The sequence below is a fragment of the Sulfurimonas sp. genome, from assembly GCF_032250635.1.
Taxonomy (GTDB): Bacteria; Campylobacterota; Campylobacteria; order Campylobacterales; family Sulfurimonadaceae; genus Sulfurimonas.
This window is the reverse complement of the sequence record NZ_JAVVFL010000211.1, coordinates 1-3,480: the sequence shown is the minus strand read 5'-3', so window position 1 is coordinate 3,480 and position 3,480 is coordinate 1. Positions and strand designations below refer to the sequence as shown.

General features: G+C 38.0%; 4 protein-coding genes. All 4 read left to right on the top strand.

From position 1 onward, the window contains the following. Positions 1-731 (top strand): hypothetical protein (locus RQ763_RS10720; RefSeq protein WP_314152953.1); only part of this gene is annotated, 731 nt, incomplete at its 5' end. 1 nt (position 732) lies between these two features. Further along, positions 733-2,751: a TraM recognition domain-containing protein gene (locus RQ763_RS10715; protein ID WP_314152952.1), complete on the top strand. Its 2,019-nt coding sequence runs from the start codon at positions 733-735 to the stop codon at positions 2,749-2,751. Further along, positions 2,741-3,154, top strand: a complete 414-nt coding sequence (locus RQ763_RS10710) for a hypothetical protein (RefSeq protein ID WP_314152951.1) — start codon at positions 2,741-2,743, stop codon at positions 3,152-3,154. Before RQ763_RS10715 ends, RQ763_RS10710 begins: the two co-directional genes overlap by 11 nt. Before the next feature lie 14 nt (positions 3,155-3,168). Continuing rightward, the coding region (locus RQ763_RS10705) for a hypothetical protein (RefSeq protein WP_314152949.1) at positions 3,169-3,480 on the top strand (312 nt) is incomplete at its 3' end.

Sequence of the window (3,480 nt, the reverse complement as noted above, 5' to 3'; positions counted from 1 at the left end):
TTTCATCAAAGTTGCTGACATCCTGGCAAAAAAAACCACGCGAGAATTTTATTTTTATCCAGAGCATGGTGCTATTCATGATATCCGCTATTGCTTTATTTGTCATGGATGAACTGAAAAAAATAAGCTATATAGACAATATCTTGATCACTTTTGCAGTTTTTTGTTTTCTTCTTCTTTTTGTAAGTAGAAAAAAAATCAAAATAAAAGAGCAAAAAATTATCCACGCCGGCATTGAGTCAACCTTTGCTTTTAAGCCTGTGGAGCGCAATTTAAAAGGCAAAAGCATAGATAAGTTTTCTCACTATTTTTCTGGATTTAAGATAAAAAGAAGTCAGAAAGATTTTAGCGTGCGCGACATCTCTTCAAATTTTACTGCGGTGCAAGTAAAAGACTACATCGCCGAGCAAAAGCAGACGCAGTTTAAGTTGAATAATTTTTATAGAGAGTTGATTAACTTTATCAACTCTAAGGCTGATTTGTTGGGCTTTGAAAAGCTCAACATAAATACTTTGAGTACATATAATTTGCTCAAAGCAAAGGTACGAATCTTTAGAGCGTTTCAAAACTTAACAGATAAAAAATACTATGCGTCTATATCTCAGCTTTCTCAAATCGCCACCCCCGATGAGATGCGTTTTCTCTCTTTCCTGAGGGATTCTCAACATGAAAAGTACTGCAATATTTCAGTACTTCACGCCTTGGCGTTCATTAAAATAAAGGTTCTCTAAAATGACAAATACAGAATTAAAATATGGCTCTATCGATACATTGGAACAGGAGCTATTAGTTGAAAAAGCACAAGACCTCTTTATTCCGTTTGCAGTTCTGGGCGGAGCCTATGCGTTCACTTCGCAAAACTTCCATCTTCTTGCTGCCATATCTCTTTACATGCTGGTTATGTCCGTAATGCGTTTGCAGGCAAAATCAAATAAGCTTGAAAAAATTGCTAAGGCGTTGGGTACGCTTTCAAATGATGAGCAAAGCAGATATGCCGTGCATGCCGGTTCTGTCATCAAGCAACATAGACAAGATGTAATGTCCCCAGTCAGTACGCTTGATGAGATAAAAAAGCTACTAGGTTTATACTATAACTACAAACTAATTGAGTCCCAAGTGCTTTCCGCAAAAGAGTCAAATCATGTTACACCTGTACTCTTTAGCGATGAGATGTTAAAAGAGCACACTTGTGTAATGGCTACAACAGGTGGTGGTAAAACTGAAATGCTCATGAACGCTTATGTAGAGTCTCAGGTTGCCAGAGGCGGCGGTGTGTTTGCAGTGTTTGGCAAGAGTGACAACAATGTCCTGCAAACCACTCAAGCGATTGCAGCAAAGTACAATCGCCTTCAAGATTTTCTTGTGTATGATTTTACTGAAACTGAGACAGGTAAAACAAACACGAACACAATTAATCTCTTCGAAATGGGTAATCAAAAGCAAACTATTACAATGTTTGTTAACATAGCTGACATTAACGATAAAGATTCATGGGGACAGAGCAGCAAGTCATATCTTGTCGCGGCGCTTAAAGCAATACTGGTCCTGCGAGACGGCAACATGTTTGTTGACGTAGCCGCAATAGATCATATATACGAGGCGAACGATAAATTTGAAGAGTATAAAAAAAATATCAGAGAGCTTGATTATTTCGGATTTCATGCACTTGTTTCAAATTTGGAAAAACTCATAAAACTGCTTCTGATTTTTGATGAGATCTACAAAACTAACAATCAAGAGCTCACTGCCGCTCTCTACTCTGCAATGATTGCAAATATTGAAGAGGATATCGAGGATAACGTCGAGGCATCGTTCTCAAGTAATGAGGACCGAAATCATTTTCACTATGAGCTTAAAAACATTATTGCAGAGCAAAGCGCTGCACCAAGCTGGCAACAGATTAAGCAGAATTACAATGGTAATATGGAAACGCTCAGCGAAAAGTTTCCTGTACGTGAGGGCGTGTTTTATAAGCTTAATATTTCCATCGGGCAGTTGTCTAAACTTTTTGGATTTTTCGACTCCTTTGCATCCGTTTTAAAAAACAAATACCACGATATCAACCTGCTTGACGCCGTGGATTCAAACAAGATAGTTATAGTCAACTTACCAGGACAAAACAAAGTTTACTCACCAATTATCGCAGAGCTCCTAATCTCTCTATTGAACGTACTACTTGAGCGCCGCGGCAAAAGCTACATAAGTGATACAACAACGTTGTGTATACTTGATGAGATAAACTCATGGTTGAAGACTAAGGACAATAAGAGCTATGATTTAGGAGACATCTTGAGTGTAATCAGAGGTTTGAACATGGGAGCGGTTCTTAGTTTTCAGTCCGATTTAAAGAAGACATTGGGCGAGGTAGATGCGTCTCAGGTGTTTGGAAACGTTAACACGATTATAGCTCTCAGACTAACGGATACGGAGCTGCTCAAAAAGATAAACGAGCAACTTCCAAAGCGCGAAGTCTACACCATGGAGACGACAGTAAGTATAAACACAAACAATAAAAATAGTGCTAGAAGCAATGAAAAGCGCTTTAACAGAGAAGAGAAAGACTACTTAATGATTGAACAATTAAAGCAGATCAAAAAGGGAGAAGGATTTATTATACGTAATACTGCTGCGGCGTCATTTATGGCTAGATTTATAGCACAACCAAAGCTATATAAAACATCTAAGGACCCCGTGAGGCTAATTAAGTATATAGACCTTGAGACGCTTAGAAAGGATATGCATGTTTGGTAAATTATTCAATAAATTAACCGGCAACAAAACAGCTGAACGCGTCCATAATCAGCTAGACGCGCATCAAACTTTTAAAAAATCTTCTATCATGAACGCCGCGGCAGAGTTGAAGACAGTCGGACTAGAGGGCAGGGTATATAGAGAGGAGTATCGCTTATCTCTTCGCAGAAAGGAGCTAGAAAAACTAATGGACGATGCGGAACAAGTTCAAGATGTAAAAATGATGCAGCACGCACATGAAAAAGCGCAAGAATTGATAAAAGAGTATGAGACTCTTTTTGTGGACTACGAAAAACTAGTTGATATTAAAAGAGAAATATCAGGACTTAGTCATATTAAATACGAATCCCAAAAAAAGTTTCAAGATATCACAGCTACGCCAGATCCGCACTTTGAGTATTAAGAGGAGACAAAAAAATGAAAACGACAAATATGAAGTTTTTAGCTCTATTGTTGGCTCTCTTGTTCTCTTCGCATTCTCTACAAGCCTGCTGTGGCTGCGCAATAGTTGAAGTTGCGATGAAAGATCTAAACGCGACAGTTCAAAAATCAATAAAAGCCATGGACGGGAACTTGTCGCTGTTTTTTGATCAAACAGTCTTAAAAGATACTAACGACACAATGAAAGAAGCTAACTTAACCGTGATTGATTTAAATCAATCTGTTGAGATATCAAAACAGATAGATTTAAGTCTTCAAGAGATTAATTTCCTATTAGAGCAGTCGATT